The organism is Roseovarius sp. AK1035, from assembly GCF_003288315.1.
Taxonomy (GTDB): Bacteria; Pseudomonadota; Alphaproteobacteria; order Rhodobacterales; family Rhodobacteraceae; genus Roseovarius; species Roseovarius mucosus_A.
Genome location: NZ_CP030099.1, coordinates 1,415,970 through 1,442,212, shown reverse-complemented (window position 1 = coordinate 1,442,212; position 26,243 = coordinate 1,415,970). Strand labels below are relative to the sequence as shown.

The following is a 26,243-nucleotide window of genomic DNA, read 5'->3' as shown; positions in this document are numbered from 1 at the left end:
ACGCATGAGCCTGACGATCATTCCTTTTGCCCAAGGCGAGGCGCATCTGGACTGGCTCGGTCTCTGTGCTGCGTTCGAGGCGGGGCACCGCCTGCCCAAGGCCGAGATTGCCGATACGCTGCTCTACCGGGGCCGCGATACGCTTCTCAACCGCGCGGCATGGATTGACGGCATGGGGCTCGCGGTGAAATCCGCCACGATCTTTCCGGGCAATCCAGAGCGGGGCGAGCCCATGATCAACGGGGCGGTCAATCTTTATTCCGATAGCGATGGCACGCTCGAGGCGCTGGTTGATTTCCACCTTGTGACCAAGTGGAAGACCGCCGGTGACAGCCTCTATGCTGCCACCCGGCTGGCGCGGCCCGATAGCGAAACCATCCTGATTGTCGGCGCGGGCACCGTGGGCCGCTCGCTTTGGCAGGCCTATCGCGCGGTCTTTCCGCAGGCGCGGTTCAGCATCTGGAACCGCACCTGCGCCAATGCCGAGGCGATGGCGGCAGAGTGTGAGGGGATGAGCGTAGCCGAGGATCTGGAAACAGCGGTGCGCGCGGCGGATATCGTCACCTCTGCCACCATGTCCAGCGATCCGCTGATCAAGGGGGGCTGGCTGCGCCCCGGTCAGCACATTGACCTGATCGGGGCCTATCGCCCCGATATGCGCGAAGCGGATGATGCCGCCATCGCCCGGGCGCGGGTGTTTGTCGATAGTTTCGACACCACAGTGGATCATATCGGCGAGATCAAGACGCCACTGGACACCGGGGCAATCACCCGGGATCACCTGATTGCAGATTTCTACCAGCCTGAACGCTTCCGGCGACAATCGCCCAAAGACATCACCCTGTTCAAAAATGGTGGCGGCGCGCATCTCGACCTGATGACAAGCCGCTATATTCTCGACGCCTGGAGGGCGGCGGCATGATCTGGCTTGGCTTTTTGATCCTTTTGGGGCTGCTCATCGCCGCCCCGTTTCTGCGCGAAGCGATGAAGCCTGTGATGAATGACAGGCTCCGCAAACATGCCCCCGGCGACTTTGCCCATCTCTCACGTGGGATCACGCATTATCGCTGGCTGGGGGCCACGCGCGGGCCGGTGGCGGTTTGTGTGCATGGTCTGACCACGCCCTCTTTTGTCTGGCAGGGCATCGCGGCGGGATTAGGCAAACTTGGCTACCGCGTGCTGGTCTATGACCTTTATGGGCGCGGCTATAGCGATAGGCCAGATGGCCCGCAGGACAGCGCCTTTTTCATCAACCAGCTTGAGGAATTGCTCGAGGATCAGGGCATTACAGGCGATTTTACGCTTCTAGGCTATTCCATGGGCGGCGCGATTGCCACGGCCTTTGCCGCCCTGCATCCCGAGCGCCTGCGCGCGCTCATTTTGATTGCACCTGCGGGCTTTGGGCATGATCTGGGACCGCTGGCAGAACGGGTGGCGCGCGGCGGCTGGTTTGCGCAATGGCTGATGCTTGCCGGATTTCCGCGCAGCTTTCGCAAAGGCTGCGAAGCAGAGCGGCATCTGCCCTCCAGCGTGCCGGGCATCGTCGATCTACAACAGGCCCAACTGCGCACTCGCGGCTTTGTGCCTGCGGTCGCCCGTTCCATCAGTGGGATGGTCTCAGAGGATCTGACCGAAGAGCATGCGGATATCGCCGAAAGCCGCCTGCCCGTGCTGGCGATCTGGGGGCGCGAAGATACCGTTATCCCGCTGCGCAGCATGGCGCGACTGGCCGAGGTCAACCGAAACGCCCGCCAAGAGGTGATCGAGGGCGCGGGCCATGGCCTGACCTATACCCACAGCGACGCGGTGTTGACCGCGCTGCGTGATCTGATGCGCGATTAGGCGGCCTGCAACCGCCGCTCCTTGATCGGCAGGTGGACGATGGCCGAGAAGGCGCCGACACCCACACCAATCCACCAGACCATCGTATAATTCCCGTAAAGATCATACATCTTGCCACCCAACCAGACGCCCATAAAGCTGCCAAGCTGGTGGGAAAAGAACACGATCCCATAGAGTGTGCCCATGTAGCGCAACCCGTAAAGATGCGCGACGAGACCGGATGTCAGCGGCACGGTCGCCAACCACAGCGCCCCCATCGAGACCGAAAAAAGCAATACCGTCGCAGGCGTAATTGGCGTCATGATGAACGCCGCAGCAATCAGCGTCCGGCCCAGATAGATACCCGCCAGCAGGTTCTTCTTGGAATAGCGCTTGCCCAGCCATCCTGCCGTCAGCGTGCCCGCGATATTGGCCAGACCGATGATCGAAATCGCCACAGCGCCCAGCGCCGAGGTGGTGGTGATGCCAATATTATGCAGCGCCCCACCGGGAAGGATAGGGCCACACATCTCGGTGACAAAGGCCGGGAAATGCGCGGTGACAAAGGCCAGTTGATAACCGCAACTGAAAAAACCGAGGAAGATCAGCGTATAGGACGGATCGCGAAAGGCGCGGCGCAGGATCGTGCCCATCGACTCCTCGATCACCGTGCGGTCCACCGGGGCGGGGGCGCGCATCAGCGGCAGCATGGCCAGCACGGCGATGATCACTGCGGCAAAGATCAGGAACACGCTCTGCCATGTCATCAGCGAGAGCATGAATTCTGCCAGAGGCGCGCCAAACACCTGCCCCGCCGATCCCGCAGCAGTGGCAATGGCGAGGCTCATCGAGCGGTTCTCGTCCGAACTTGCCCGCCCGACCACGGCAAGGATCACGCCAAATCCGGTGCCCGCGATGCCAAAACCCACGAGAATCTCATAGAGTTGATGCGCCTCTGGCGTGACAGCAAAGGACGACAGCACCAAACCCGCCGCATAGGTCAGCGCGCCCAGAATGATCGCCTTTTGGTCGCCGATCTTTTCAGCCAGCGCGCCAAAAATCGGCTGGCCAAAGCCCCACGCAAGATTCTGGATCGCGATGGCCAGCGAAAACTCGGCGCGGGGCCAATTGAACTCGGTCGCAATCGGAATCTGAAACACGCCAAACGAGGCGCGGATCGCAAAGGAAATCAGAATAATGGTGCAACCCGCCACAAGAACGGGGGTAATCAGGGGGGCGGATTTCGGCATTGGATCCTCGCGCGCTATCCCGGCACTCTAGGCTAATCGTAAGAGGCGTCAATTCAGGCTTTGTGATGGGCCGCATCACGTTTTGCATCACCCGAGGAGTTGTGACACCATGCGGCTATTCGCATCGGTCAAGGCCTCGATCACGTCGAAGTGGTGCCGCCCGGCAGCAATCTCATGGCCCGCATTCCACGCCTCTGCCAGCCATCGCGCCTGATCCAGAAACACGGGCCGCTCATCAGAGCCAACCCAGACCGTGACTGGCACAGACAAGGGCCGCATAAGCGCCGGGCTCTCGGCCTCTGCCGTCGCCCGGTCCAGCCGGAAGTGTTCATTCATCGAGGTTTCCAGCAAGGGGCGCAGATCTGAGACCGGCGAAATGGGCATGACATGGCTGAGCCGTGCGGCCACATCACCGGGCAAGACCCCCGGCACCGCCATCCGCGCCACCAAATGCCCGCCCGCAGAATGCCCAACCAGCGCCAGCGGCCCCTCATGGCGTGCGGCCAGAACGCAGAGCGCGCGGGCAATCTGTCGGGTGATGTCGGCAATCCGCATCTCGGGGCAGAGATCATAAGAGGGCATGGCCACCGCCCAACCGCGTGCGAGCGGCCCTGCCGCCAGATGCGACCAGAGCGACCGATCAAACCGCAGCCAATAGCCGCCATGCACAAAGACGCATAGCCCCCGTGCCGCTCCTTTGGGGTGGAACAGGTCAAACGCCTGCCGCGCACCTTCGCCATAGGCCAGTCCAAGCTCTGCGCGCCGTTCCGCGCTCAACTTGGCACGAAACGCCTCGGCGGCCACGGTCCAGCGTGCCGGATATTGTGCCCCACCCGGAATATAGGGCACATTTGCATAGGCATCGTCCAGTTCCACGGCGTATTCCTCCCTATCTGGCCCTAGACATTCCTAGCCCAAGCTGGTCTGTCATGGCGAGATAAAAGCCATGCCAAGAGGGAAACGCAATGACCAAGACCGACCTGAAATCCATGCTCAAGGACCCCAGCCTGCTGTGCGAGCGGGCCTATATCAATGGCGAGTGGGTGGATGGCGATAATGGCACCTTCGAGGTTACGAACCCCGCGCGCGGGGACGTCATCGCGCATGTGGCCGATCTTAGCCGTGCGCAGGTGGCCCGTGCCATTGCCGCCGCCGAGACCGCGCAAAAGGAATGGGCGAAATGGACCGGCAAAGAACGCGCCGCCGTCCTGCGCCGTTTCTTTGATCTGATGATGGAAAACCAGCACGATCTGGGCGTGATCCTGACAGCCGAACAGGGCAAACCCCTGACCGAAGCCAAAGGCGAAGTGGGCTATGGGGCCTCCTTCATCGAATTCTTTGGCGAAGAGGCCAAGCGCATCTACGGCGAGACCATTCCCGGCCATCAGCGCGACAAGCGCATCACCGTCATCAAGCAGCCCATCGGCGTCGTCGCCTCGATCACACCGTGGAATTTTCCCAATGCGATGATAACCCGCAAGGCTGCTCCGGCACTTGCGGCGGGGTGTTCTTTTGTCGGGCGTCCGGCGGCGGAAACCCCGCTTTCGGCCACCGCGATGGGCCTTTTGGCCGAGCGTGCGGGCCTTCCGGCGGGCGTGTTCAACATCGTCACCTCCTCGCGCGCCTCTGAGATTGGCAAGGAATTCTGCGAGAACCCGGCCGTGCGCAAGATCACCTTTACCGGCTCGACCGAAGTGGGGCGCATCCTGTTGCGCCAAGCCGCTGATCAGGTGATGAAATGCTCGATGGAATTGGGCGGCAACGCGCCCTTCATCGTGTTCGACGATGCCGATCTTGATGCGGCGGTCGAGGGCGCGATCCTGTGCAAATTCCGCAACAACGGTCAGACCTGCGTCTGTGCCAACCGTATCTATGTGCAGGCCGGGGTCTATGACGCCTTTGCCGCCAAGCTCAAGGCTGCGGTGGAAAAGCTCAAGATGGGCGACGGGATGGACGACGGTGTGGCCCTAGGCCCGCTTATCAACGCCGATGCGATCGTCAAGGTGCAAGAGCATGTGGCCGACGCCAAGGCAAAAGGCGCATCGGTCATTTTGGGAGGCGGCGAGCCGGTGCAAGGCGCGGGCTTTTTCCTGCCCCCGACCATCGTCACCGGCTGCACACAGGATATGGCCTTTGCCACCGACGAGACATTCGGCCCGCTGGCCCCCCTCTTCAAGTTCGAGAGCGTGGATGACGTCATCGCCATGGCCAATGACACGATCTTTGGTCTCGCCTCTTATTTCTACGCCAAGGACCTCAGCCGCGTCTACAAAGTGGCCGAGGCGCTGGAATACGGGATCGTCGGTGTCAACACCGGCATCATCTCGACCGAGGTTGCGCCCTTTGGGGGGGTCAAGCAATCCGGGCTTGGCCGAGAAGGCAGCCATCATGGGATCGAGGACTTCCTCGAAATGAAATACATTTGCATGAGCATCTGACCAAAGCGGCACTCGACCAAAGTCAGGTCCCTCGCTAGGATGTGACCAAGTCTTGAAGCAAAGGAGGCCGGCAATGCCCCGCTCTTTCCTTTTGGCCGGCCTGATGGCTGTAGTCTGCGCATCCACGGTGCAGGCGCAGAACGACGAAGCCCGCCTTATCTCCGGCGCAGTCGGCTATCTGCAACGGATAGCCCTGCCCCCCGATGCCCGCGCCGTGGTCGTGGCCGAGGGGCGGTTTGGGGCCATGCTGGGCGAGGTGACGCTGGACGCGGATGGCAAACAGGTGCCGCTGCCCTTCGAGATGACGGTGCCTGCCAACCTGTCCGGGCGGCTGAGTGCGGTGATCCGGGTTAACAACCAACCCCGCTGGCTTTTGAGGGATCTGCCCTTTGCTGATGGAACGGAGCCGGTTGATCTCGGTGAGCTGATACTAGAGCCGGTGACGGCGCTCGCCTTTGCGGTTGATTTCATCTGTGGCGATACCACGGTCTCTTTCGGAATCCTGGGCGAAGAAACGGTGCTGCGCGCCGAAGGGCGCGATATTCCGATGAAACAGGTCATCTCTGCCTCAGGTGCCCGGTTCGAAGGTATCAAAGAGCCAGAAACAGAGTTTTGGAACAAGGGCGATATGGCCATGCTCCGGCTGGAAGGGCGTGATCTGCCTGAATGCCAAGAGGTGCCGCCGCCACAACAACAAAGCTATCGTGCCGGCGGAAATGAACCGGGGTGGTCTGTTGTGCTAACCGCAGAAAACGCAGAGATTACCGCCGATTACGGCGAGATCACCCATAGCCTGCCGCGCCCGGATGTGCAGGTTTTGCCCGGCGCTTACGTGTTTGACATGCCCGAGATTGCGGCGCAACTGACCATCCGCGAAGGCATCTGCCGCGACGATGCCACCGGCATGCCCCACCCCGATGCGGCACAGTTAACCCTTGGCGAGCGAGAGTTTCGTGGATGTGGGGGCGCGCCCGAGGACCTTCTGACAGGGCCCTCTTGGCAGGTGACGGTGCTGGGTGAGACCCCGTTGATCGAGCCGGAACGCCTGACCCTCAACTTCATCACACCTGGGCGCGTCGCGGGCAGCTCGGGCTGTAACCGTCTGGTGGGCGGCTATACATTGACGGGCGAGGGGCTACAGTTTGGTGCCATGGGGAGCACGATGATGGCCTGCCCCGAACCTCTGATGGAGCAAGAACGCCGCATGCTCGATGCGCTGGAACAGGTGACGCGGTTCGATATCGCCGAGGATGGCGCGCTGCGCCTGATCGGCGGCGCAACGGATGGCGTGCTGATCGAGGCGCGGCGGCCCTGAGCAGCAACGCCCGGCCAGACTGCTCTGACCGGGCGCAGGCATAGCTTCAGGTTCAGTTCACCTTGTCGACATCGACCACATCCTTGGTCACGACATCACCGCTGGCAATCGCAATCCGGCGCGGTTTCAGCGCCTCAGGCACCTCGCGGCGCAGGTCGATATGCAGCATCCCATCGGCGTGGGTGGCGCCGATCACCCGCACATGATCCGCGAGTTGGAACCGGCGTTCAAACGCCCGCGTCGCAATACCACGATGCAGATAGGTGCGGCCCTCTTCTTCATCGCTCTTGCGCGCCGAGACGACAAGTGAGCCTTCCTTGACCTCAACACCCAGATCATCGGCGGCAAAGCCCGCGACGGCAATCGAGATGCGATAGGCATCATCAGCGGTCTTTTCGATGTTATAGGGCGGATAGGTCGGCTGGGCCACGTCACTGGACATCACACGATCCAATAGGTCGGCGATCTGGTCGAAACCGACAGTGGCGCGATAGAGCGGGGCTAGATCAAAATTACGCATGGGTCATCCTCCATTGAGCGATACCAAGTTGGCGCCTTCCCCTTTGGGAACAGGCAATCTGTCCGGCCCATCCTGCGGCACCGGAACGCTCTTGATTTGGGAAGTGCTACGGCGGCTGTCAAGACCCCGCTACGGCCCTCAGGGCCGCGCGAATTTCGCCCCGGACGCCGCCGCATCCCCGCCTACCGTCACACGCCGAAACCCCGGATTCGCCGCGATGGGGCGCGAGGCCGCCGCACGCAGATCCTGTTTCAACTGCGCCACAATCTCGGGCAGGTCCATACCATAGGCGCGGCTTTCGCCCCCGTCCCAATTGCCACCGCTGACCAACGACAGGATACGCGCCCGCCCACCATCCCGCGCAAAAACCGGCGCACCAGATGAACCATTGATCACCGCGCAGTCAAACCCCATCACCCCCTCGGACCGCCACAAAAGACCGCATTCGCGCTGCCATGACGGGGCCTTGTCGCGGTCGCGGCCATAAGAGACAACGCTCACGCGCTGACCGGGTGCGAGGGTGTCCGCAAGGTGAAAGGGCGCAGCTAGGGCTGCGGGAATGGGCGCAGATAACTGCAAGAGTGCGACATCGCGCCGAACGTTCTCGGCCTGCATACCCGCCGCTGGATCATATCCCGGGGCAACCACATAGCGGGCCACGCCAGACTCCGCGATCACAACACCATCGCGCAGACCAGCGCGAAACTGAATGACGTCAGCGCCGATAGCACGCTGGGCGCGATCATGGACACAATGCGCTGCCGTCAGCACTTGGTCAGGGGCGATCAGAACGCCTGTGCAATAACCATCACGCCCAAGATCGACACGCCCCACCGCCTCCCAGCCGAACAGGTCATCGCGGTCCGTCAACCGAATAAGGCCACTCGTCTGCGCCATCGCACCCGAAGGGCACAGCATCAGGGCAACCAGCGCCGCAAGGCACGTGCGCCAGCCTGTCATGGCTTGGCGAATTTCGCGCCAGTATCGCGGCGAATACCCGAGGTGAACATCTTGGGCGCGGCCTCCTGAAACACGCCAGCGCCACCATCAAGGGCGTCTTGCAGCACCCGAAGCGGATCGGTCAACTGCGTGCCAAGCGACACCTTGCGCCCCTCTACCTCGGCCATGGCTGAGACAACCGAAACAATGCGCGGCACACCGCCCTCAAAGCTAAAGATCGGCGCGCCGCTCGATCCGAAATCGACATCGCATGACATCACAAGAACACCATCCTGACGCGCCAGAACTTCGCAGATGTTTTGCAGGGATGGGGCCTCTGATCGGTCGCGGGCATAGCTGACCACGCCAATTTTCTGCCCCTTGCGCGGGCGCTCATCCGTCTCGAACGGGGTGACGCGCGTGTTGTTGATCGGGTGATGCAATTCGAGCAGCGCCACGTCATTGCGCACGCGCTCTGCAGTCACATCAGCAGCCGGTGCATAATCGGGATGCGTCACCGCGCGCCGAACAGAGCGATAGGCCGCCGCGCGCCCATTGCGCCACCCGGCCATGAATTCGATCCGTGCGGGATCAATCCGCGCACCAGTTTCCTTGTCAAACAGGCAATGCGCCGCCGTCAGCACCAGATCGGGTGCCACCAGTGCCCCGGTGCAAAATCCGCGCCCGGCTAATTCCAGCCGCCCCACGGCCTCCCAGTCCCGGGCCTCGTCGCCGACATCCAGACGTTGCAGGCGGCTATCCTGCGATAGCGCCGCACCCGCCGCACAGACCGACAAAAGAAAGGTGATGATACGCAGCATAAGGTCTTTGTCCCGCTCAATTCCCTTGCCGAATAGCACGGGTTTTGGGCCAGATTATGACCGGATCAGCGCAGGATCGGAACCCCGGTCATGCCTTGGGCCGCGCGGCTCATGGCGGGCGGCTTTGGTCCCCCCGTGGCCCAATCCAGCAACTCGACCGTGTGGACCACCGGAATACCCGTCCCTGAACCGATTTGCATCATGCAACCGATGTTGCCTGCCGCGATTACGTCCGGGTTCTTGGCCTCCAGCGTGCGCACCTTGCGCGCCTTGAGTTGCTTGGAAATCTCGGGCTGCATCAGGTTATAAGTTCCCGCCGACCCACAGCAAAGATGACTGTCTGCCGGTTCCACAACCGCGAACCCGGCCCGCTTGAGCAGATCCTTGGGATAGGTCTTGATCTTTTGGCCATGTTGCAGCGAACAGGCGGCGTGATAGGCGATGACCATCTCCTTATCCGCGCCTTGCGGTAGATCGAGCTTCATCAGGATTTCGCTCACATCCATGGCAATCGCGCTCACGCGCGCGGCGTCTGCTGCCAGCGCCTCATGCCGGAACATATGGCCGTAATCCTTGACCGTGGTGCCGCAACCGCTGGTGTTGATGACGATGGCGTCAAGGCCAGCCCCATCCATCTCACGCGCCCAAGCCTTGATGTTCTTGGCTGCCGTCGCGTGGCTCTCGTCGGTTTTTCCCATATGATGCGTCAGCGCCCCACAACAGCCGGCGCCCTCAGCCACCACCACCTCGCATCCCAGCCGCGTGAGCAACCGGATCGTGGCATCGTTGATATCGGTGTTGAGCGCCTTTTGCGCACAGCCCGTCATCAACGCCACCCGCTTTTTGCGCGTGCCTTGCGCGGCAAAGGTTTGCGGATCGTCATTGCGGCTTACGGGCGGCACCTGCTTTGGGGCCATTTCCAGCATCGCGCGCAGCCGCGCATCAGGCATCAGCCGCGCAAACGGCCGCCCGATCTTGGCCCCCAACAGCGCCACCCGAAATCGCATCGGATAGGGCAGGATACGCGCCAAAATCCAGCGCAGCGCACGATCCCCCAAGGGCCGCTTATAGCGCTCTTCGATATATTCGCGCGCCTGATCCACCAGATGCATGTAATGCACGCCAGAGGGGCAGGTGGTCATGCAGGCCAGACAGGACAGGCAGCGATCAATATGCTTGACCGTCTTGGCATCCGGCACGCGGTCATTTTCCAGCATGTCCTTGATAAGGTAAATGCGCCCTCTCGGGCTGTCCAACTCATCGCCCAGAACCTGATAGGTCGGGCACGTGGCGGTGCAAAACCCGCAATGCACGCAAGAGCGCAAAATCTCATTGGCGCGGGCAATCTTGGGATTTTCAAGCTGTTCGGCGGTGAATTCAGTTTTCATCTATCTCTACTTTCCCGCCACTCAGACGGCTGCACCCGTGGCCATCAGCCCCGGATTTAGAATCTGTCTTGGATCGAATTTCTGCCGCAGCCCGGCCTGCAAGGCCGCCACCGGGCCGGGCAACGGGTGAAACGCGCCTTGGCTTCTGTCGCCACGGATCAGCGTGGCATGGCCGCCGCGCGCGGCCACCGCGCTGCGGATTTTCGCGGCACTCAACCCCGATCCTTGGGCAGCCAACAGCCAGATCAACCCGCCGCCCCAATCATAAAACGCCTCGCCGCCGCTCAGATCCGCAACGATCCCCGGCGCATCGGTGGGCTTCACCGACAACCGCCAGACATCGCCCGCCCGCCCCTGAAACGGGCCGACATCGCGGATATGTGCCCATGCCGCGGCGGTCTTTTCGGGATCTGCCTCAAAGCTGCACGTGCCGAACTCAGCCAAAAGCCGCGTCAGCGCCTCAGCGCGATAGGCCACCGAATTCTCGAACCCTTCCAGCCGGATCATGGTCAGGGGCCCCCCCTCTGGACTGGCTTGCAGATGCACGGCCCCTGTCACCTCATAGGGTGACGCCAGCGCCCGGCAGAGCGCGGTCACAGCAACGGCATCGCTTAGCCCCTCAATCCGCAGCATCCCCATGCTGCGCGGGCGCGGCAAGACCTTGAGCGCGACCTCGGTCAGCACACCCAGCGTGCCGTAACTGCCCGCCATCAGCTTAACCAGATCATAGCCGGTGACGTTTTTCATCACGCGGCCCCCATTCTTGACGATCTGCCCGCGCCCATCGACAAACCGCACGCCAAGCAGGAAATCGCGGCAGGCCCCGGCCTGAATACGGCGCGGTCCGCTGACATTGGCGGCGACGACACCGCCGATTGTGGGTGTTCCTTGGGTGTCCAACAATCCCCGGTGATCCATCGGCTCAAACGCCAGGCGCTGTCCCTCGGCGTCCAATGCGGCCTCGATGTCAGCAAGCGGCGTGCCCGCCTGCGCCACCAGCGTCAGCGCGCCGGGTTCATAGAGCGTGATCCCGCTCAGGCCGGCGGTGCTCAGCCGTGCGCCATTGGACATCGCGCCAATCGGTCGGGTGCCACCGCCCTCGATGCGCAATGGGCCTTCTGCACCCCGGATGATCTCGGCCAGGTCCGCTTCGGTCTTGGGTGTCATGCTGCTTCTTCTTGGAAAAATACTCTGGGGGTCCGGGGGCAATGCCCCCGGTCGGATCGCTCAGGCCACGCGCCGCGCGTCAGAGGACGCCAGCGGAAAGACCTTGGCCGGGTTCAGCAGCCATTTGGGATCAAACACATCTTTTACGGCCATCTGCGCTTCCAGATCCTCTGGCGCATATTGATGGGTCATGAGGTCGCGTTTTTCGATACCCACCCCATGCTCGCCGGTCAGGCACCCGCCCACTTCAACACAAAGCTTGAGGATTTCGGCCCCAAGGTCTTCGCACAGTTCCAGATCACCCGGTTTATTGGCATCAAACAGGATCAGCGGATGCATGTTTCCATCGCCTGCGTGAAACACATTTGCGACACCCAGCCCGAATTGTTCCGACAATTCGCCAATGCGTTTTAGAACATGCGGCAATTGGCTGACCGGGATGGTGCCATCCAGACACATGTAATCGTTGATCTGCCCCATCGCGCCAAAGGCCGATTTACGGCCCAGCCAGATCGCGGCACTTTCTTCGGGGGACCGGCTCTGCCGGAATTCCACCGGGTTGTGCCGCCGGGCAATCCCCTCGATCAGGCCCAGTTGCTCGTCAATCTCGGCATCCGATCCCTCAACCTCGACGATCAGCAGCGCCTCGCACATCGGATAGCCCGCCTTGGCGAAATCCTCGGTCGCCTCGATGCAGGGGCGGTCCATGAATTCAATGGCCACCGGCAGCACGCCAGCCTTGATGATGTCACTCACACAGGCCCCTGCGACCTCATTGGAATCGAATCCGATCAGCACGGGGCGCGCGCCTTCTGGCTTGCGCAGGATGCGCAGCGTCGCTTCGGTCACAACGCCCAGTTGCCCCTCAGACCCGCAAACGATCCCCAAGAGGTCCAGCCCCTCGGCTTCCAGATGTGCGCCGCCCAGTTCCAGCACGGTGCCATCCATCAGCACCATGGTCACACCCATCAGGTTGTTGGTCGTGACACCATATTTCAGGCAATGCGCCCCGCCCGAATTCATCGCGATATTGCCCGCGATGGCGCAGGCCAATTGGCTTGAGGGGTCGGGGGCATAGAAAAACCCGTGTTCCTCAACCGCGCCGGTGACGCTCAGATTGGTACGCCCTGTCTGCACCCGGATAAAACGATTGTCATAGTCCGTCTCAAGCACCGCATTCAGCCGCGCCACACCCAGAATGACACTGTCCGCCGTGGGCAACGCCCCACCCGCAAGAGACGTGCCAGAGCCGCGCGGCACCACCGGCACCCCCATGTCGTGACAGATGCGCAGCGCCTCCGAGACCTCTTTGGTCGATCCCGGCAGGATTGCCACCAAGGGCGCACATTTATAAGCTGTCAGCGCATCGCATTCATAGGCGCGCGTCTCGGCGGGGTCGGAAATCACCGCATCTTCTGGTAGAACTTCGCGCAGACGTTCGACCAATTCAGCCTTGCGCGCCAGAATCTCTGGCCGGGGGATGGGCATTTCCATGATAGCTCCTCCTGATTGGTAATAAAATATAACCAATTTTTGCATCTGGCAAGTCAAACCTCATAGCGATAGCTTGCGCGCATGATTTGGATGGATCAACTAGCACATTTCAGCACGCTTGACGCCCTTGCCTTGGGCGGATTGGCGCTGAGCTGGCTCTGCCTTGGCCTCTTGATCGAAAACCCACCCCAGGCGCGGCCCTCGGTGACAAAACTGATGGCGCAGTATCGGCGCGAATGGATGGTGCAAATGGTTGCCCGTGACGCCCGCATCTTCGATGCGCAGCTCTTGGGCAGCCTGCGGCAGGGTACTGCGTTTTTCGCCTCGGCCACGCTCATCGCTATCGGCGGGGCGCTCGCCATGCTGGGCGATCTGGAACGGGTAATGGGCATTGCCGATGATCTGACCCCGTCCACTGTGCCGGTGATTGTCTGGGAGGTGAAGATCCTTGTGATCCTCGTGTTTCTCACCAATGCCTTTCTCAAATTCGTCTGGTCCAATCGGCTTTTTGGCTATTGCGCTGTGATCATGGCCGCCGTGCCCAATGACCCAAGCGATCCCGCCGCCTTGCCGCGTGCCCGCAAAGCGGCCGAGATCAATATCACCGCCGCGCGGGGATTTAATCGGGGCCTGCGGGCGATCTACTTTGCGCTCTCGGCGGCGGCATGGCTCTTGGGGCCGGCGGCGCTGATCGGGGCCACGATCATCACCTGCCTCATGCTCTTGCGCCGGGAATTCGCGTCACAGTCGCGCGCGGTGCTGCTTCTGCCGGACGGTCCAGACCAACACACAGAGACTTGAGTGTTTTTTGCGCAGGAATGCGCTAGACTTGCAGGATGAGATGTTTGTGCCTTGTCCTCGGCTTTGTCGCCAGCTCCGCCGCAGCGGATCACCCCGATATTCTTGGCGTGCAACTGAAACAGGTTGGAACAGCCTGGAATATTGCGGTCACGGTCCTGCACCCTGACACCGGCTGGGACCACTATGTTGATGGATGGGAGGTTCTGGATGCGACGGGCAATCGGCTGGGCTATCGTCTGCTGCATCACCCACATGTCGAAGAACAACCCTTTACGCGCTCGCTGAATGGTCTGCCCCTTCCTGAGGGCACACAAGAGGTGTTCGTGCGGGCGCATTGCTCGGTCGATGGCTGGAGCAGCGCGCCCTTCCGGGTCGAACTGCGGCGCTAAGCGCGGCCCCTATCGCCGCCCCTCGCGCAGCCATCCCCCAAGGATCAACCCTGACACCAACAGCAGCACCAACCAAGGCGGCATGATCGCCATCTGGCGCAGGCTCTGGGTCTCATAGGCGCCGCGCGGTGTGATCCCGATCCAGCCACGCCCGGCGGCGGGACGCCCTTCGCGTACGGCACGGATCGCGGGCACGCCGTCTTCCAGCGCCCATACTCCGCCATTGGTCGCGTCGATCTCGGGTTGCAGCACCTCGGCACTGGCAATCGTGCGCTCAAATTCAACCGGCGCTGCTGGTCCCAGACCGATGACCGCGCTCTGATCTCCGTTTTCCAAACGATAGAGACCAATTTCCGGCCCATCGAACAATGTCTCAAACCGCCCCGGTGATACCTCTTCCAACGGGCGTTCCACCACCTCGCCAGACGGTGTGGTGATCGTCACGGGGCCAACATCCTCGGTTAACGAGCGTCGGATGACGCGCATCTGCTGGCCCGTCGCCTCGGCCCAAAGCGCCTCTTCCTCTAACTCCGGCTCTTTCATCATCCAATGCGCCAGACGCCGCAACAGTTCGAGCTGCGGACCACCGCCCTCAAACCCGCGCCCCCAGAGCCAGGCGTGATCTGAGGCCAAGAGCGCCACGCGCCCCTCGCCCACACGGTCAAGCAACAGCAAGGGCCGGTCATCCGCCCCGGACATGACCACATCGCCCGCCGTTTGCGTGACCTCAACCTGTCGCAACCAACGGCCCCAATCCCCGGCAAATTCCCGGTCAAGCCCCGCGGTCACCGGATGCCGCTCGCCCAGATCCGTGACCTTGGGCAAATAGCCATCCTCGACCACACGCGCGGTCGGGCGGGCGGGGATGATCGCCTCGAACGGACCACGGTAAATGCTCTCGGCCCCGGCAAAATCCGGACCTGCGGCAAACAGCACCGCCCCGCCATTCTCGACATATTGCCGGATATTCTCGAGATAAACATTCGGCAGAATGCCCCGCCGCCGGTAGCGGTCAAAGATGATCAGGTCGAAATCATCCACCTTTTCCAGAAACAGCTCGCGCGTCGGAAAGGCGATCAGCGACAATTCCCGCACCGGCACACCGTCTTGCTTTTCCGGCGGGCGCAGAATGGTGAAATGTACCAGATCAACCGCGCTGTCGGATTTGAGCAGGTTGCGCCATGTCCGCGTGCCGGGATGCGGCTGACCCGACACCAGCAAAACACTCAGCCGGTCGCGCACACCGTTGATCTGCACCAGCGCCGTGTTGTTGCGATCCGTCAATTCGCCCGGCGCGGCGGGGGTGGTGAATTGCAGGACATTGCGCCCGCCATGCGGCAGCATCAGCGGTAGGGTAATTTCCTCGCCCAAGGGCACCTCAAAGCGGCGTGGCTCAGCCCCATCCACCGAAATATCAAGCGGCACAGACATAACGCCCGTAGGGGCTGCGCCCTCATCGGTTACGGTCAGGGTCATTTGCACCTCTTCGCCCAGAATGGCAAAGGCCGGGGCGTTGTCGATCCGCAAACGCCGGTCCCAATCCCCCTCGCGGCCTGTGTGCAACAGATGCAGCGGGGCGGGAATGTCTGGTGCCCGCTCGACATCATGGATCCGCCCATCCGACAGAAGAATGACGCCCGCAATACGGCCCAGCGGCTCTTCGGCCATCGCCTGTGCCAGCGCCGTCATGGCCTGCGTGCCCCCATTCTCGGGTGCATCCGGCACCTGCACGCGGCGCACCTCGGTATTGCCGCGCGCTTCCAACCGTGCTGTCAGAGTGTCGGCGGCCTCGGCCGTGCGCGTGGCGCGATCCGTCAGGTCTTGGCTGGCACTTTGATCCTCGACAATCAGAACAATGTCACTGAGGGCGGTGCGTTCCTCCTGCTGATAGGCTGGCCCCATCAGCGCGGCAAGGATCACCAGCCCGGCCAGCGCCCGGAACGGCCATCCCGCCAACCCGCGCCAAAGCGCCAAAGCCAAGCCCGACGCCACCAGCGCCGCCAGAACCGCGATCAGCCAGATCGGCAAAAGGGGGTCAAATATCACGCTGCCGGTCATTGGCCCAACCTGTCCAGAAGTGCGGGCACATGCACCTGATCGGATTTATAATTGCCGGTCAGCACATGCATCACCAGATTGACGCCAAAACGATAGGCCAGTTCCCTTTGCCTCTCACCGGCATAGCCACGACCGACCGGAAATAGCGGATCGCCCCGATCGTTCACCGCCCAGGCCGAAGCCCAGTCATTGCCCCCGATCACCACCGGCGTCACCCCGTCGTTGAGATTGCGAAACGGCATGCCCTCGATCTGTTCAGCATCGGGCGGGGCCGCCTCGACCCAAACCGCCCGACCGGAATGTCGCCCCGGAAAATCGGTCAGCAGGTAGAAGGTCCGCGTCAGAACGTGATCCTCGGGCAAGGGTTCGAGCGGCGGAATATCCAGCGGGGCCGCAATCCGTTGCAATCTTGCGCCGTTGGGCGTGGCCGCGCCAAACCCGGCGACATCGGCATCGCGCGTGTCAAAAAGGATAAGACCGCCATTGCGCAAATAATCGTTGAGCTTGACATAGGCCTCTGCCGAGGGGGTCGGCTGATCGGCGCTGATTGGCCAATAGAGGATCGGATAGAACGTGAGATCGTCACGTTCCAGATCGACGGCCAGCGGTTCTGCCGGCTCGACCGAGGTGCGAAAATTGAGCACTTGCCCCAACCCGCGCAGACCCGCGCGCGACGTATCATCGAGCCGCGTATCGCCAGTGATCACATAGGCCAAGGCCAATTCCTCGGTCGCCAGCAACGCGCGCGCGTCATCCTGCGCCCGCGCCTCGGGCACCGCCCCAAGGCTAAGCGCGAGGGCGAGCACCGCTGCGACCCGCGCAGGCCAAAGCCGCCCGGACAGCGCCAAGGATGCCAGAATATCAGCGGTCAGCAGCATCAAGGCTGCCGCCAGCAACCAACCGCCAAGCGGCGTCTCAGGCGCACGCTCCAACCCCTCGACCGCGACACGCGCGGGCCATGCCACCGGGCTGAGTTGGGTTTCGCCATCAATCACGTTGCGCGCCACACTGCGCTCCGGGCCCTCATACAGACCGGGCCAGAGATCGGGACCAAGCGAGCCGGACAAAAGCCGCTCGCCCGCCACACCGGGGCGCGTGTCCGCCTCATTCAGCCGACCGAACCCGTCCAGCACCTGCAGCGGCTGCCATGTCGTACCGGCCATTTCCGCCGCATCGGGCGGTGCCATCGCGGATGAAACGGCCAGACGTTCCAGCATCTGCACGAACAGCCCCGAAAGCGGCAGGCTCGACCATTCGGCATTGGCCGTGACATGGAACAGCACCACCTGCCCCGCCCCGATCCGCTTGCGCGTGACAAGCGGTGTGCCATCACTGAGTTGCGCAATCACCCGATCCGCCAAGGTGGGATCAGGCTGCGCCATCACCTGCGCGCTGACTGTCACATCACCCGGAATGGCCAGCCCCTGAAACGGGCTGCCTTCAATGAAGGGGGCCAGCGTCTTGGGCTCGCCCCAGCTCATCGCGCCGCCTACTGTGCGCCCACCCGCGCGCAGGCGCACCGGCATCAGCGGATCTTCGTCGCTGCGCGACACATCGCTTGCCGCAACGCGCGGCCCGGCAAAGCGCAAAAGCAGGCCGCCCTTGTCCGCCCAGTCCAGCAAGGCTGCCTGTTCCGCGCCCGACAGCACCGCAACATCCGCCAGCACGATCACATCGGGATTGGCGGGCAACACATCCATCAGCCCCCCTTCCAAGAGGTCAGCGGTAGGGCTTAACGCCTGTTCAAGGTAATGCAGCGGCGACAAGAGTTCGAGCCCTTCGCGATCCTCGCGCCCCGCGATCAGCGCCACTTCGCGCCGCTTCAGCCCATCATCGGTCAGGGTCACCGCCCCCGCCTGTGCTTCTCCGGCGATCTCGAACCGCGTGACGCGGGCGCGAAGTTCGGGCGGCAGCGCCAGCGCGCCTGTCGCCGCAATCGCCCCCTCGTCAAACGTCATCGGCAAAGTGGCCAAAACACGCGAGACACCGGCAGGGTCCAGCCCGTGGGCATTGACCGCGATCTCGCGCAATGGCCCCGGCACGGCGCGCAACGCGCGCAATTGGATCTGCCCGTCTTCCAGTGTCGGCGGGGTCAGCGCCAACACGGCGCGTGGGCTTTCGTGGACGGTGACCGGGCCACGCGCCTCAAGCGCTTCAAGCACCGGCATGCGCCCCTCGCGGTCCAACCCGTCCGAAAACCAGCGCGTCTCGAACTCTGCCTCGCCCAACAGATCGACGGCCCGCGCCATCGCCTCTGACGTGACAGCCCAAGGGGCGGGGATAAGCCCCGGCACCCGCGCACGCAGACTGTCCGCCGCCTGAAACACCGGCGCTTGTGGATCGCTGAGTTGCATCAAAGCCGCGGGTCGCCCATCGCGCCCAGCCTCTGCCAGCATCGCGTCGATTACCGCCGTTTGCGCTGCCCAGTCCCGCGCACTGGCCCAACTGCCATCCATCAGGATCAAAAGTGGGCCAGACGCGCGCGCCTCGCCCTCGTCGCGCGGATTGAGCACTGGCCCCGCCAGCCCCACGATCACCGCCGCCACCGCCAGCATCCTCAGCAGCAAGAGCCACCACGGCGTGCGGTCGCTGACGCTGTCCTCGTCCTTGAGACCCAAAAGCAACGCCACTCCGGGAAAGCGCCGCCGGATCGGTGCGGGCGGCACGGCGCGCAGGATGATCCAAAGGATCGGCAAAGCCACCAGCGCCCACAAGAGCCAAGGAACCGCAAAGCCAATTGGGCCCAAGATCATGCGCCCGCCCCCCCGGCCATCGCGCCATGCAGCCACAAGAGCGCCGATTGCGCGCTTTCGCCGGTGTGGTGACAGCCATAGCGCCAGCCCGTCGCATGACAAAGCGCGGCAAGCGCATCTTTACGCTCGGCCAAACGCTCCAGATACCGCGCCCGCAGATCGCCTGCCTTCAACGTCTCATGGGCAAGGGTGCCGCCCATGCTCTCAAAAATGGTGCGCCCGGTATAGGGAAACGCCTCTTCTGCGGGGTCCAGCACCTGATAGAGCAGGCCGCGCACCCCCCGATCCGCTGCCCCTGTCAGCGCCTCGCGCAACGGGTCCAGATCACCCATGAAATCAGAAATCAGCAGCGCCCGGCCATGCGGAATGAGGCCAGACATATCAGGGCTGGCATAATCCGCCCCACTCTCCTGCAAGAGCGCCTCAGCCAGTCGCGCAACCTGCACCTCACCGCGCCGGGGCGGCAAGGCGCTCCCCGTAAGGCCCACCCGTTCCCCCCCGCGCACCAGCAGGATCGCCACCGCCAGCGCCAACAGGCGCGCACGATCGGCCTTGTCGGGTAGGTTCTTGTCGCTGGCAAAGCGCATGGAGGCGGCAGGATCAACCCAGAGCATCACGCTCTGCGCGATCTGCCATTCCCGCTGCCGCACGAACTGCACATCAGAGCGCGCAGAACGACGCCAGTCGATCATACGGCGGCTATCGCCGGGCTGCACCGGGCGGTATTGCCAGAAATCATCGCCCGCACCCGCGCGCCGCCGCCCATGCTCGCCCAAGAGCACCGTGCGCGCCAAAAATTCCGCCTGCGCCAAGAGCGGCGGAAACCGGGCGGCTTCAGCCTCGGCGCGGGGGCGCAGGGGGGCGGGGGCGAGATCGGCCATCTCAGGCGGCGGCCTGCACGCGGGTCACATCCTCGACCGTGCGGGCAATCAGCGCAGGCAGGCTCTCGCCCCGCGCGCGCGCCGCGAAATTCAGCGCCATCCGGTGCCCCAGAACCGGCTGCGCCATGGCGGCCACGTCGCTGGCATCAGGCGCAAGCCGCCCTTGCAGCATCGCCCGCGCCCGCACGGTCAGCATCAGTGCCTGCGCCGCGCGCGGCCCCGGCCCCCAAGCCACGCTCGCGCGCACCCCATCGGCGGCGCTGGCATCCTCGGGGCGGCAGGCGCGCACCAGATCGAGAATCGCCTCCATCACCTTTTCGCCCACTGGCATCCGGCGCAGCATCTGTTGCGCGGCAATCAATTCGGACGGGGTAAAGACCCCATGTGCCGCCTCTTCCGTAGCGCCCGTGGTCGCCAAGAGGATCGCGCGTTCGGTGTCGCGGTCCGGATAGGGCACTTCGATCTGAACAAGAAAACGGTCCAACTGCGCCTCGGGCAGAGGATAGGTGCCTTCTTGTTCAATCGGGTTCTGTGTCGCCAGCACATGGAACGGCGTACCCAGCGGGCGGCTGACACCGGCCACCGTCACGGTGCGTTCTTGCATCGCCTGCAACAGCGCAGACTGGGTGCGCGGGCTGGCGCGGTTGATTTCATCCGCCATCAAAAGCTGACAGAACACCGGCCCCTCGATGAACTTGAACGCGCGCTTGCCATCCTCGGCGGTTTCCAGAACTTCGCTACCCAGAATGTCGGCAGGCATCAGGTCTGGCGTGAACTGCACCCGGTTGGTGTGCAGGCCCATGACCGTGCCCAATGTCTCGACCAGTCGCGTCTTGCCCAGACCGGGCAGCCCGATCAAGAGACCGTGACCACCACACAGCAGCGCCGACAGGGACAGGTCGACAACCTGCTCCTGTCCGATGAACCGCCGGGTGATCGACGCCCGCGCTTGGGCCAATTTGCCCTCCAGCGCCTCCAGACCGGCCAAGAGATCAGTGTCATCGGTCATGGCAAAACTCCCGTCAGACCTATATCATTCTGTATGAGTGTATAGCTTGGGACAGAAATGGCAAAAGCAATGAGCAAAGATTCCGTCACAAGCCCGTCAGCCGAAGGCATCGCCGCCTCTGCGCGGGCGGTGCGGGCCAAGGGCAAAGGGCTGCCGCCGGTGCATTTGTGGAATCCGCCGTTTTGCGGCGATCTAGACATGCGGATTGCGCGCGATGGCACGTGGTTCTACCTTGGCACGCCCATCGGGCGGCCCGAACTGGTGCGGCTTTTCTCCACCATCCTGCGCCGCGATGGCGATGATTACTTTTTGGTCACTCCGGTTGAAAAGGTCGGAATCACCGTCGATGACGCACCCTTTGTCGCAGTGGATTTCGAAGCCGAGGGCACGGGGGCCGCGCAAACCCTGCGGTTTGAAACCAATGTCGGCGACCACGTGACCGCCGGCCCCGATACCCCCATCCGCGTCACCCGCGACCCCGAAACCGGCGAACCGTCACCTTATGTGCTGGTGCGCGCCAATCTTGAGGCGCTGATCGACCGCAAAAGCTTTTACCGCCTTGTCGAGATCGGCGACCGGCACGACGGCTGGTTCGGGCTTTGGTCCGGCGGCGAGTTCTTTCCGGTCATCCCAGAGGCGGAATTGCCCTAATCCTTACTGCGCAACGGTGAGCGCTGAATGACGAACACCGTCAAGAGCGGCAGGCCGACCGTGATGAGCGTTACGGTGATCAAGAGCATCCCCAAGGCGCTGTAATCCGCCGGTGTAGTGATCTGCCCGGTTGCCGCATCCCGCACCTCGCGCGTCACGATGAAAACCTCGTTGAGATATTTGGTCAGCAGCGAACTCGCCGACAGCGCCAGATTCGTAAAGGATGCCATCACGGCAAAGAATGTCGCCTTGAGATTATCCGGCGCATTGCGCGCGATCCAGGCCAGCATCGGGATCATGGCAACCTGCCCCAGAGGCGATTCAATGGCTGTATCTAGAATGGCGATGAACCGGGCATCGACGATGCCGCCTGTCATGGCCGCCGTGATCTCCTGCACCCCATAATAAAGCCCGATGTTGGGCAAGGACAGAATGCCCCCCGCCAGTGTGAGCAGCACCACGATATAGACGATGCTGCGATGCGCCATCAGCGGGCGCAGGATCACCATGCCCACCAACGTCAAAACAGAGGTGATGAGGGACAGCACCGACAGGAACTGTTGATCGAACGCCAAAAGGTCGATCGAGAACCACGTATAGCCATCGCCCGGACGCGGCGTGGCGCGGAACATGAAGATGATGATCGCCGTGCCCACCAATGTGCGCGCCTGCGCCACCGGCAGAACCGCCACAAGCTGCCGCATCAGCAAAAGCACAATCGCCATGGACCCCGCAAAGATGATCTCTTGCCCAAAGGGGATGTCGCTCAGGCCGATGGTCAGCGACAGCGCCACAAATCCCGCCCCGCCAATGAAATACCATGGGTTCGCCTGCGTCTTTTCGCCGGGACGCTCAAAGAGGGTATCGGCCTCCGCCTCGCTCAGCCCGGTTTGGCGCAGGCCACGGCGCAGGCGATGTTTCTGCCATGCCGCCAACAGCACACCCGACACAGACACCAACGGAATAGACAGGGCTGATAGATAAATGAGCGCATAGGTGGCGCGTTTGGCCTCTGGCCCCAGATCCTCGATTCCGGCGAACATGTAGATATTGAGCGCGGCCACTGCGAGTGTGCCGGAAATCAGCGCAAACCGCCCCAGCGTCTGCATCGTGGTATGCAGCGCCCGCGACCTGTCCAGATCAATCGCTTGGCCCTCTGCATCAAATCGCGGCACCGCCTCGACCGACATCGCATCAGCCACCGCGTCCTGAATGACCAACCCACATGGGGCGAGAAGGTACGAGGTCACATACCACGCCCCCATCGGCATGATCGCCACCATCGCCTCGGTCCGGGTCAGCAGTAGATACATGATCAGCACCGACAGCCCGATCAGCCCCGCACCAAGATAGATCAACAGCCATTTCCACCGCCAGATGATATCCACCAGATGCCCAAGCGGCATCTTGAGCGCCCAGGGCAACCCCGCCCAGAATGCAAGACCCGCCAGATAGGCTGCCGAAAGGTCGAGGTATTCTTTCACAAAGAATGTGCCGACGATCATCGTCAGCCCGGAAAACCCAGCCGCGAAATAGACCATCAAAGGTGGCAGAAACGTCCAGCGCATCTGCCGCCCAAGATCAAACACGACGGCATCGGCCCATGTCATCAGGCGCTGTGTCAGGGTCATGCGCGGTCGCCCTCTTTGCCGGGGCTTGGCCAATAGGCCTGCGTGGCACGCAACGCCCCCACCGTCATATCGAGCATTTCAAGCGGCAGGATTACCAGCAGCTTGGGGGCGGTCACCGCAAGATGCACCGGCCCAAGCGCCGCATTTGATGTGGCGATACGCCCGTCCGGCGCAAGGTTGAGCCCGCCAATCGGCCATTTCAGCCCCTGCGACACCCCTTCAACCGCGCCCATCGGGAAAAGCGAGACGCGCACCCCCTCTGGCAGCGGCAGGTTCAGCGAGGGCGGACAAAGAAACATCAGATCCCGCTCCCCCAAAAGTATACAGCGCTGCCAGGGATGGCGCGCCAGCGCGGTGCAGGCCGCCAGTTGGTGATCCATCCGGTCGCCACAAAATCCCAGTCCAAGGATAAGCGGTGCCGCAATCGCCCTCAGGCATTTCTCGAAATCCGTCGTATCCTGATCGGGGTCCGGAAACTGCGCCGCTTCTGGGATCGCGGCACGCGCCGATTGCGAAATACTGTCGAAATCACCAATCACAGCGTGCGGTGTGATCCCATGCTGCAGCGCACTATCCGCCCCGCTATCCGCCGCAATCACAACCCGGGCAAGCCGGAGCACTTGGTTAACCTGACCTTCGGGCAGAGAGGCCCCGCCGATCAGGATTACAGGTTCTGTTTCGCGAACAATCATCAACTTTACCTGTTATCGTTGCGTTAACGTACCTGATGTCACATTCTGAACACGAAATGATACGGTAAAAATCTAAGAATCGGGCCGCTTTGGTCTATGGCGTCATGGTAAACCCTGTCTTTGCAGGCAAGCAAAGCGAGCGCATATTATGGTTGGTTCAAACAAGATACTTACGGTCTCCTACGGCACATTTTCGTGCACATTAGAAGGCTTTGACGATTCCTTTGATACAATGAAGGCGATTGCGGAGTATTTTCGCGATCTGGCAGCGGATGACCGGTATTTCGGAGCAGAGCCGCCAACCCCTGATGCCGAGATGCTGGCGCGAATCGCCGAGCGGGAAATCGCCCGGCGCGTCGAGGCGCATGAAGAGCGAGGCAAAATCGTTCTGCGCGCCGCGAGCGAGCAAGCGGTGGTGCGCGCGCCCTTGGTGGCCCCCACCCCAGAGGTTGCCGCCGAACCGGAACACCCCGAAACCACACCCGAGATGCCCCAAACCGCCCCTGTGCCGCCGGCCATGGCCGAGGCTGCGCCGGAGATGGTCGATACCGACGAGGCGGAAGAAGAGCTTGCAAGCCTGCCAGACACACCCACCGCTGTCGCCCAAGAACCCGTAGCATACGAGGCCCCCATTCAGCCCGAGGGGCTAGAGCAAGAGCCGCAGATCATCCATACGGCATCTGCCCCGGACAGCGAGAGCATCGCCGCCAAGTTGAGCCGTATCCGCTCGGTCGTGGCGCAAGACGCAGAGACCGCAGACTCTGAATACACCGAAGATGAACACGCGCAGGATTTCCTCGATACCGTTGCCGAGGATCTAAGCGCCGTCATGGCCGAGGATGATCGCAACGAAACCGTCACGGTCGAAGAGGCCGAAGACGAAGATCTGGATTTCGACGCCGTCCTATCCGCCGAGCCAGTGCCCACGCCCGAACCGCAAGAGGTACTGACCGAAGAGGAAACAGAGGCCGAAGTGGCCGAAGCCGACGACTTTGAGGATACTCTGGCCGCGCTGATGGCGGATGCCACACCGACCGAGACCCCAGAGACCAAGCCCGAAACGCCCCCCCTCGCCCGCGTGATCAAGGTCAAACGCACCGAGTTTGAGGCCGCCGTCGCCAAAGGTATCTTTGAAGAGGATGACGACGACGATTTCGACGACGACGAGGACAATCTCTTTGACGCCGAGACCAGCATTCTCAGCCCAGAGGAAGAGGCCGAGTTGCAGCGCGAACTCGCCGAAGTCGAGGCCGAATTGGCCCTCGAAAGTGCCACGACAGCCGACCCAGAACCAGAGGCAGACATCCCGACGCAGGGCGCTGAGGCAGACGAAATAGACGAAATCGAGGACATCGAGGACATCGCCGCCGAGGCCGAGCAGACCCCGCCGCTTGCCACTGACGAAGACGAAGACGAAGACGAAGACGAAGACGACCAGAACGAGGGCGCGATGACGCCTGCGCAAGAGCAGGGCATGCGGCGCTTTGAAGACGCATCCGGCTCCAACGACCTTACGCGCATCTTCGACAAGACCGACACCCAGCTTGAGGCACCCGCCTCCAGCCAGCGGCGCAACGCCATCCAGCATCTGCGCGCCGCCGTGGCCGCCACCCGCGCAGAGCAGAGCGCGGGATCAACGCTGCGCGAGAATGTCGATGATACCCCCTATCGCAGCGATTTGGCCAGTGTCGTGCGCCCGCGCCGTCCGCAGATCGCTTCCCCGACAGAGCGGTCTGCCCGCCCCGAAGAAAGCCGCCCCGCGCCGCTCAAGCTGGTGGCGGAACAGCGGATCGACACACCGCGCGCGCCCATTCGCCCGCGCCGCATCTCTGCCGCCGATCTCGAAGTGGAGAGCACGACATCCTCCAATGAGGGCAACTTCACCTCTTTCGCCGAAGAAGTGGGCGCAAACAGCTTGCCCGACCTGCTCGAAGCGGCGGCGGCCTATCTCTCGGATGTCGAAGGACGTCCGCAATTCTCGCGCCCGATGCTGATGGGGAAACTCAAAGAAGTCGAGCAAGAGCGCTTCTCGCGCGAGGATGGCTTGCGCTCCTTTGGGCAACTGTTGCGTCAGGGCAAGCTGCAAAAGCTGGCCGGTGGCCGATTTGCAGTGACGGACGTGACAGAATTTCGCGCGACAGGACACCGCCACGCGGGGTAGGCGCGACAGGTTTGTGTGGTGAACGGTACGCCCCCGCGCCTCTGGTGCGGGGGTTTTCGTTTGT

The 26,243-nt window shown here is 62.6% G+C and carries 22 protein-coding genes; 8 read left to right on the top strand and 14 right to left on the bottom strand.

Annotation, left to right across the window (positions count from 1 at the left end):
• Window positions 1-4 precede the first annotated feature (4 nt).
• Together RAK1035_RS06830 and RAK1035_RS06825 are read left to right on the top strand one after the other, a co-directional pair.
• Window positions 5-922, top strand: a complete 918-nt coding sequence (locus RAK1035_RS06830) for an ornithine cyclodeaminase family protein (RefSeq protein WP_008281397.1) — start codon at window positions 5-7, stop codon at window positions 920-922.
• Window positions 919-1,842: an alpha/beta fold hydrolase gene (locus tag RAK1035_RS06825; RefSeq protein WP_008281396.1), complete on the top strand. Its 924-nt coding sequence runs from the start codon at window positions 919-921 to the stop codon at window positions 1,840-1,842. The genes RAK1035_RS06830 and RAK1035_RS06825 overlap by 4 nt, the downstream gene beginning before the upstream one ends.
• Here the strand turns inward: RAK1035_RS06825 and RAK1035_RS06820 are convergent.
• Window positions 1,839-3,071 (bottom strand): MFS transporter, encoded by a 1,233-nt coding sequence (locus tag RAK1035_RS06820; RefSeq protein WP_008281395.1) that lies wholly within the window; start codon window positions 3,069-3,071, stop codon window positions 1,839-1,841. The two genes, RAK1035_RS06825 and RAK1035_RS06820, sit on opposite strands and share 4 nt — an antisense overlap.
• Before the next feature lie 87 nt (window positions 3,072-3,158).
• A complete protein-coding gene (locus RAK1035_RS06815) occupies window positions 3,159-3,947 on the bottom strand; it encodes an alpha/beta hydrolase (RefSeq protein ID WP_008281394.1) in 789 nt (262 codons plus the stop codon).
• An 89-nt stretch (window positions 3,948-4,036) separates the two neighbouring features.
• Between RAK1035_RS06815 and RAK1035_RS06810 the strand changes: the two genes are divergently transcribed.
• Together RAK1035_RS06810 and RAK1035_RS06805 are read left to right on the top strand one after the other, a co-directional pair.
• Window positions 4,037-5,509, top strand: coding sequence for an NAD-dependent succinate-semialdehyde dehydrogenase (locus RAK1035_RS06810; RefSeq protein WP_008281393.1), 1,473 nt, complete (start codon window positions 4,037-4,039; stop codon window positions 5,507-5,509).
• A 73-nt stretch (window positions 5,510-5,582) separates the two neighbouring features.
• Complete coding sequence (locus RAK1035_RS06805) at window positions 5,583-6,824, top strand: META domain-containing protein (protein ID WP_008281392.1); 1,242 nt, start codon at window positions 5,583-5,585, stop codon at window positions 6,822-6,824.
• 52 nt (window positions 6,825-6,876) lie between these two features.
• Here the strand turns inward: RAK1035_RS06805 and RAK1035_RS06800 are convergent, their stop codons facing one another.
• From RAK1035_RS06800 to RAK1035_RS06775, 6 genes are all read right to left on the bottom strand, one after another.
• Window positions 6,877-7,344, bottom strand: coding sequence for an Hsp20 family protein (locus RAK1035_RS06800; RefSeq protein ID WP_008281391.1), 468 nt, complete (start codon window positions 7,342-7,344; stop codon window positions 6,877-6,879).
• Window positions 7,345-7,482: 138 nt separating this feature from the next.
• Complete coding sequence (locus RAK1035_RS06795; RefSeq protein WP_008281390.1) at window positions 7,483-8,304, bottom strand: trypsin-like serine peptidase; 822 nt, start codon at window positions 8,302-8,304, stop codon at window positions 7,483-7,485.
• A complete protein-coding gene (locus RAK1035_RS06790; protein ID WP_008281389.1) occupies window positions 8,301-9,104 on the bottom strand; it encodes a trypsin-like serine peptidase in 804 nt (267 codons plus the stop codon). Before RAK1035_RS06790 ends, RAK1035_RS06795 begins: the two co-directional genes overlap by 4 nt.
• Before the next feature lie 65 nt (window positions 9,105-9,169).
• A complete protein-coding gene (glcF, locus tag RAK1035_RS06785; protein WP_008281388.1) occupies window positions 9,170-10,492 on the bottom strand; it encodes a glycolate oxidase subunit GlcF in 1,323 nt (440 codons plus the stop codon).
• Between the two features lie 21 nt (window positions 10,493-10,513).
• Window positions 10,514-11,659, bottom strand: coding sequence for a glycolate oxidase subunit GlcE (gene glcE / locus RAK1035_RS06780; RefSeq protein WP_008281387.1), 1,146 nt, complete (start codon window positions 11,657-11,659; stop codon window positions 10,514-10,516).
• A 60-nt stretch (window positions 11,660-11,719) separates the two neighbouring features.
• A complete protein-coding gene (locus RAK1035_RS06775) occupies window positions 11,720-13,153 on the bottom strand; it encodes an FAD-linked oxidase C-terminal domain-containing protein (RefSeq protein WP_008281386.1) in 1,434 nt (477 codons plus the stop codon).
• Window positions 13,154-13,234: 81 nt separating this feature from the next.
• On the opposite strand from RAK1035_RS06775, the gene RAK1035_RS06770 reads away from it, so the two are divergent.
• Entirely contained in the window at window positions 13,235-13,954 is a 720-nt protein-coding gene (locus RAK1035_RS06770) for a DUF599 domain-containing protein (protein ID WP_008281385.1), read from the top strand.
• 35 nt (window positions 13,955-13,989) lie between these two features.
• Entirely contained in the window at window positions 13,990-14,343 is a 354-nt protein-coding gene (locus RAK1035_RS06765; protein WP_008281384.1) for a hypothetical protein, read from the top strand.
• A 9-nt stretch (window positions 14,344-14,352) separates the two neighbouring features.
• Here RAK1035_RS06765 and RAK1035_RS06760 read toward each other — a convergent pair whose 3' ends face one another.
• Genes RAK1035_RS06760 through RAK1035_RS06745 form a run of 4 tightly spaced genes read right to left on the bottom strand, consistent with a single transcriptional unit; the run spans window position 14,353 to window position 21,044 of the window.
• The gene (locus RAK1035_RS06760; RefSeq protein ID WP_008281383.1) at window positions 14,353-16,401 is read right to left on the bottom strand and encodes a membrane protein; all 2,049 of its coding nucleotides are present in this window, start codon (window positions 16,399-16,401) and stop codon (window positions 14,353-14,355) included.
• Complete coding sequence (locus RAK1035_RS06755) at window positions 16,398-19,154, bottom strand: DUF4159 domain-containing protein (protein ID WP_198133590.1); 2,757 nt, start codon at window positions 19,152-19,154, stop codon at window positions 16,398-16,400. Before RAK1035_RS06755 ends, RAK1035_RS06760 begins: the two co-directional genes overlap by 4 nt.
• Window positions 19,151-20,035: a DUF58 domain-containing protein gene (locus RAK1035_RS06750; protein WP_008281381.1), complete on the bottom strand. Its 885-nt coding sequence runs from the start codon at window positions 20,033-20,035 to the stop codon at window positions 19,151-19,153. The genes RAK1035_RS06755 and RAK1035_RS06750 overlap by 4 nt, the downstream gene beginning before the upstream one ends.
• A 1-nt stretch (window position 20,036) precedes the next feature.
• Window positions 20,037-21,044 (bottom strand): AAA family ATPase, encoded by a 1,008-nt coding sequence (locus RAK1035_RS06745; protein ID WP_008281380.1) that lies wholly within the window; start codon window positions 21,042-21,044, stop codon window positions 20,037-20,039.
• 69 nt (window positions 21,045-21,113) lie between these two features.
• Between RAK1035_RS06745 and RAK1035_RS06740 the strand changes: the two genes are divergently transcribed.
• Window positions 21,114-21,695, top strand: a complete 582-nt coding sequence (locus RAK1035_RS06740) for a DUF1285 domain-containing protein (protein WP_008281379.1) — start codon at window positions 21,114-21,116, stop codon at window positions 21,693-21,695.
• Here RAK1035_RS06740 and RAK1035_RS06735 read toward each other — a convergent pair.
• A complete protein-coding gene (locus RAK1035_RS06735; protein WP_008281378.1) occupies window positions 21,692-23,326 on the bottom strand; it encodes a membrane protein in 1,635 nt (544 codons plus the stop codon). The genes RAK1035_RS06740 and RAK1035_RS06735 overlap by 4 nt on opposite strands.
• Entirely contained in the window at window positions 23,323-24,018 is a 696-nt protein-coding gene (locus RAK1035_RS06730) for a thiamine diphosphokinase (RefSeq protein WP_008281377.1), read from the bottom strand. Before RAK1035_RS06730 ends, RAK1035_RS06735 begins: the two co-directional genes overlap by 4 nt.
• A 148-nt stretch (window positions 24,019-24,166) precedes the next feature.
• Between RAK1035_RS06730 and RAK1035_RS06725 the strand changes: the two genes are divergently transcribed.
• Window positions 24,167-26,179 carry a hypothetical protein gene (locus RAK1035_RS06725; protein ID WP_254683691.1) on the top strand — a complete coding sequence of 671 codons (2,013 nt, stop codon included), beginning with the start codon at window positions 24,167-24,169 and terminating at the stop codon, window positions 26,177-26,179.
• Window positions 26,180-26,243 lie beyond the last annotated feature (64 nt).

Excerpts from the sequence above, each read along its gene's own strand:
- RAK1035_RS06830 (WP_008281397.1), top strand. The coding sequence starts at position 5 with ATGAGCCTGACGATCATTCCTTTTGCCCAAGGCGAGGCGCATCTGGAC.
- RAK1035_RS06825 (WP_008281396.1), top strand. The coding sequence starts at position 919 with ATGATCTGGCTTGGCTTTTTGATCCTTTTGGGGCTGCTCATCGCCGCC.
- RAK1035_RS06820 (WP_008281395.1), bottom strand. The coding sequence starts at position 3,071 with ATGCCGAAATCCGCCCCCCTGATTACCCCCGTTCTTGTGGCGGGTTGC.
- RAK1035_RS06810 (WP_008281393.1), top strand. The coding sequence starts at position 4,037 with ATGACCAAGACCGACCTGAAATCCATGCTCAAGGACCCCAGCCTGCTG.
- RAK1035_RS06805 (WP_008281392.1), top strand. The coding sequence starts at position 5,583 with ATGCCCCGCTCTTTCCTTTTGGCCGGCCTGATGGCTGTAGTCTGCGCA.
- RAK1035_RS06800 (WP_008281391.1), bottom strand. The coding sequence starts at position 7,344 with ATGCGTAATTTTGATCTAGCCCCGCTCTATCGCGCCACTGTCGGTTTC.
- RAK1035_RS06795 (WP_008281390.1), bottom strand. The coding sequence starts at position 8,304 with ATGACAGGCTGGCGCACGTGCCTTGCGGCGCTGGTTGCCCTGATGCTG.
- RAK1035_RS06790 (WP_008281389.1), bottom strand. The coding sequence starts at position 9,104 with ATGCTGCGTATCATCACCTTTCTTTTGTCGGTCTGTGCGGCGGGTGCG.
- glcF (WP_008281388.1), bottom strand. The coding sequence starts at position 10,492 with ATGAAAACTGAATTCACCGCCGAACAGCTTGAAAATCCCAAGATTGCC.
- glcE (WP_008281387.1), bottom strand. The coding sequence starts at position 11,659 with ATGACACCCAAGACCGAAGCGGACCTGGCCGAGATCATCCGGGGTGCA.
- RAK1035_RS06775 (WP_008281386.1), bottom strand. The coding sequence starts at position 13,153 with ATGGAAATGCCCATCCCCCGGCCAGAGATTCTGGCGCGCAAGGCTGAA.
- RAK1035_RS06770 (WP_008281385.1), top strand. The coding sequence starts at position 13,235 with ATGATTTGGATGGATCAACTAGCACATTTCAGCACGCTTGACGCCCTT.
- RAK1035_RS06765 (WP_008281384.1), top strand. The coding sequence starts at position 13,990 with ATGAGATGTTTGTGCCTTGTCCTCGGCTTTGTCGCCAGCTCCGCCGCA.
- RAK1035_RS06760 (WP_008281383.1), bottom strand. The coding sequence starts at position 16,401 with ATGACCGGCAGCGTGATATTTGACCCCCTTTTGCCGATCTGGCTGATC.
- RAK1035_RS06755 (WP_198133590.1), bottom strand. The coding sequence starts at position 19,154 with ATGATCTTGGGCCCAATTGGCTTTGCGGTTCCTTGGCTCTTGTGGGCG.
- RAK1035_RS06750 (WP_008281381.1), bottom strand. The coding sequence starts at position 20,035 with ATGGCCGATCTCGCCCCCGCCCCCCTGCGCCCCCGCGCCGAGGCTGAA.
- RAK1035_RS06745 (WP_008281380.1), bottom strand. The coding sequence starts at position 21,044 with ATGACCGATGACACTGATCTCTTGGCCGGTCTGGAGGCGCTGGAGGGC.
- RAK1035_RS06740 (WP_008281379.1), top strand. The coding sequence starts at position 21,114 with ATGAGCAAAGATTCCGTCACAAGCCCGTCAGCCGAAGGCATCGCCGCC.
- RAK1035_RS06735 (WP_008281378.1), bottom strand. The coding sequence starts at position 23,326 with ATGACCCTGACACAGCGCCTGATGACATGGGCCGATGCCGTCGTGTTT.
- RAK1035_RS06730 (WP_008281377.1), bottom strand. The coding sequence starts at position 24,018 with ATGATTGTTCGCGAAACAGAACCTGTAATCCTGATCGGCGGGGCCTCT.
- RAK1035_RS06725 (WP_254683691.1), top strand. The coding sequence starts at position 24,167 with ATGGTTGGTTCAAACAAGATACTTACGGTCTCCTACGGCACATTTTCG.